General features: G+C 66.2%; 3 protein-coding genes. 2 read left to right on the forward strand and 1 reads right to left on the reverse strand.

Going from position 1 to position 3,649, the window contains the following annotated elements:
- Nucleotides 1-36: 36 nt before the first annotated feature.
- Complete coding sequence (locus tag VGQ94_10725) at nt 37-1,290, forward strand: alkaline phosphatase family protein (GenBank protein HEV2022983.1); 1,254 nt, start codon at nt 37-39, stop codon at nt 1,288-1,290.
- A gap of 35 nt (nt 1,291-1,325) precedes the next feature.
- On the opposite strand, the gene VGQ94_10730 is transcribed toward VGQ94_10725, so the two are convergent.
- Nucleotides 1,326-3,278 carry a sulfatase-like hydrolase/transferase gene (locus tag VGQ94_10730; protein ID HEV2022984.1) on the reverse strand — a complete coding sequence of 651 codons (1,953 nt, stop codon included), beginning with the start codon at nt 3,276-3,278 and terminating at the stop codon, nt 1,326-1,328.
- A 73-nt stretch (nt 3,279-3,351) separates the two neighbouring features.
- On the opposite strand from VGQ94_10730, the gene VGQ94_10735 reads away from it, so the two are divergent.
- A partial coding sequence (locus tag VGQ94_10735; GenBank protein ID HEV2022985.1) for a sulfatase-like hydrolase/transferase occupies nt 3,352-3,649 on the forward strand: 298 nt, incomplete at its 3' end.

The raw sequence follows: 3,649 nt of genomic DNA on the forward strand, positions 1-3,649 counted from the left end.
ATTGCAGAGTCAATCCCTTTCGGTGGAGGCCTCGTTATGTCCCGGAAGCTCGGTTCCCTCGCAGCCAGCCTGCTGGTGATTCTACTGGCGGCCTCGGTGCTTCAGGCCGAGACCCCGCAAGCCGTCCCGACCCAAAAATCCACCAAGCCGCATGTGATCGTGCTGGGAGTGAACGGCATGGAGTGGGACTTCGTGCGGCCGCTCTTGCTGCGCGGTGAGATGCCGAACCTGGCGCGGGTGATCGACAACGGGGTGCACGGCAAGTTGAAGACCCTGAGCGCGCCCAATTGCCCCAAGGTGTACACGGCCATCGCCACCAGCACTCCGCCGGACGAGAACGGGATCACCGGCTTCATCGTGGGTGGGCAGACGGCAAACACCAACATGCTGAAGACCGAGCCCCTGTGGTCCATCCTGTCTAAGAGCGGGGTCACGGTCGGGATGGCGAACGTCCCGGCGACCTTTCCGGTGATGCCGGTGAACGGATACATGATCAGCGGCATGCTCACCCGCGGCAAGGATTGCGAAGATGGTGTGCTGTGCGCGCCCAAGCTCTCGGAGGTAGCAGGCGGCGACCCGGTGTATCCCAAGGCCCTGGTGCAGGAGCTGGAAGCGAATGTGGGCGACTTCCGCATCGACTGCTCGCGCATGCCCAGCGCCGCGGACTTACACGGCAAGGAAGCCCAGGTGGTGAAGTCTTGGCTGGAGGGTGTGCAGAACATCCGCGAGCAGCAGATGAAGCTGTTCGAGTATCTGCTGACCAAGCATCCCACCGATTTCACCATGATGGTGCAGTCCTGCGAGGACCGCGTGGGGCACTGGCTGTATCCCATCCAGCCCCACAACGTGGGCTACGACCCCAAGGTGGCCACGGTGGACGTGCAGGCCTTCCCGGACCAGTACCGTGCCTTCGACAAGGTGCTGGGGCTCATCCTGAAGCACGTGGACGAAAACACGTACCTGTTCATCGTCTCCGACCACGGGATCAAGCCGCTGCGTGAGTTCGAGGAGAAGAATCCTCACGCGCACATGGACCACGAGAAGACCACCCCGGTCATCGCCAAGCATGACTTTGAGGACGGCGACGACGTTCCCGGCTCCATCATCGCCATGGGCCCCGGGATCAAGAAGGGGATGCGGGTCATGGGATTCACGGTGAGCGCATTCGACATCGCGCCCACGGTGCTGCACATCTACGGCATCGAGCCGCCCAAGCAGATGCGGGGACGGGTGATCACGGAGATCTTCGAGCCAGCGCCGGCCCGGGCGGCGGCGAGCGCAGGAAAATAGCCAACAAACAAACTGAAGCAAACAGGCGCCCTGGATCAGGGTGCCTTTTTCTTGCGCAGAATTGCGGCGCGGGCCGAAGCTTTGCGTGCCAGGTCGTCCTTGCCCAGGGCGGTGTAGACCTGGGCCAGCAATTCCTGGACGCCGGCATTCCCGGGCGTGATCTGCGCCGCCGCCGTGAGCTGGGTGAGCGCGTCGGCGGGGCGCTGGCCCTGGAGAAAGACGCGGGCCAGTTCCATCCTGCCCTCGACGTTCTTCGGCTCGAGAAAAACCGCCGCCTCAAACTGGTCCTGCGCGGCCTTCAGGTTTCCCATTTGCAGATAGATCCGGCCCAGAAGCTGGCGTGCAGGGAACTGGCCGGGAGTGAGGCGGAGGCTGTCTTCGAGGGCCTCGCCGGCGGCGGCGAGTTTGCCTGACTTCTCCAGCGCCTGGCCGTGGTAGAGGGCGGCGGCGGAATCCTGCGGGCGCAGCGCCCGAGCTTCGGCCAGATAGCCGGCCGCCTTCTCGTAGTTCCCTTCCTTGAGCTCGATCTGGCCAAGCTGCAACCGGGCCACGGCCGACTTCGGATCCGCCTCCACCACCTTCTGCAGCGCGGTGCGCGCCTCCGCGGGCCGGCCCTCCTCGTCGGCCAACATGGCGCTGTGCAGCAGGTTTTGCAGCACGATCTTGTCCTTGGGATCGGGCAGGAGCGAGGGCTCGGGGACGGCGGTGGAGCCGGGGTCGGTGCCCAGGTAGCCGAGCGCCTTCAGCTCCTGGAGGGTCAGGGGATTCACGGCGCCGGCTGCGGGCGGCTGGGACTGCGGCGCGCGAGAGCGGATCTCGGCCAGTTGCGCGCGCAGTTTCTGTACTCGCTCGTTCCAGGGCTCGTAGAGGTTGCGGAGTTCGCCCGCGTCGGCGCGCAGGTCGTAGAACTCCGGACGCGGAGCCTCGATGAACTTGTATCCGCCGGCGCGCAGGGAGCGCAGCGGCGCCCATCCGAAGCGCAGCGGGTAGTCGGTCTCGCCGGGCGCGAGGCGCTCGGCTTCCTTCCGCCCCTCCCAAAGCGGCTGCAGCGGCTCGCCGTCGAACTCCGCGCTGGCGGGAAAGCCGACCAGGTCGAGGACGGTGGGCAGAATGTCCGTGGTGCGCACCTGATTGCCCAGTTCCTCGCCCGCGCTCTGGCCGCCCGGCAGCTTGACGATCAACGGGACGTGCAGCGTGGAGTCGTAAAGGAAGATGCCGTGGGTCTCCTCCTGATGCTCGCCCAGACCCTCGCCGTGGTCGCCGACCACGATGATGAGCGCGTCGCGGTACCAGCCGTTGCGGTCGAGGAAGCTGAGGAACTGGCCGAGGGCGGAATCGGCGTAGGCGATCTCGCCGTCATAGGGACGGCCACGGTACTGGGCGTCAAACGGCGGGGGCGGCTCGTAGGGGTCATGCGGATCGTAAAGGTGTACCCAGACGAAGCGCGGGCCGGTGCGGTGGGTGGTGAGCCAGCGCTGGGCGCGGCGAACCACGTCGCCGCCGCGGCGCTCCACCCGTCCCCAATGCGAGGCGGCGGGAGCGTTCGCGGGAAAGTTGTCGTAGAAGTCGAAGCCGCGGTCGAGGCCGGGGGCGAGGCCGTTGCTGTCCAGAATGACCGCGCCGATGAAGGCGGCGGTGTGGTAGCCCTTGGTCTTGAGCAGCTCAGCCAAAGTGCGGTGCGAAGCCGCCAGCGGCACGCCGAAATCGGTGACGCCGTGCCGGCTGGGGTTCAAGCCCGTCAGGATGCTGGCGTGGGAGGTATTGGTGATGGGGCTGGGAGTGAAGGCGCGGGAGAAGCGGATGCCCTCGCGGCAAAGCCGGTCGAGAGCGGGCGTACGGATGCTGGAGTCGCCATAACATCCCACGTGATCAGCGCGCAGCGTGTCTATGGTGATGAGGAAGACGTCGGGGGCGGAGGAGGGCTGGGCAGCGAGGGCAGCGGCCGGGAGCAGGAGGAGAATCAGCAAGAGCTGGCCGCGGAGTCGCATCACTCCGCCAGCCTAGCACAGGCGCCGGGAGCGAAAACCTCGGACGCCGGCCTCAAGTATAATTTTGGGCTGAATGAATCTGCGCTTCCGCTTCCGGTCCGCGACCTCTCTCGTTGTCCTTCTGCTCGCCACCGCCGTGGGTCATGCGGCCGCGCCGCCGCCTGCCATCAACGTGGTTGTCATCACCATCGACACGCTGCGCGCCGACCACCTGGGCTGCTACGGATACAAGGCGGCCGAGACCCCCAACCTCGATCAACTGGCGGCCGAGGGCGTGCGCTTCGAGCGAGCGTACACGCCGGTGCCCATCACCCTGCCGTCGCATGCGGTGATCTTCACCGGGACGTACCCCATGTACAGCGGCATGCACG

Source organism: Terriglobales bacterium, from assembly GCA_035937135.1.
Taxonomy (GTDB): Bacteria; Acidobacteriota; Terriglobia; order Terriglobales; family Acidobacteriaceae; genus DASYVL01.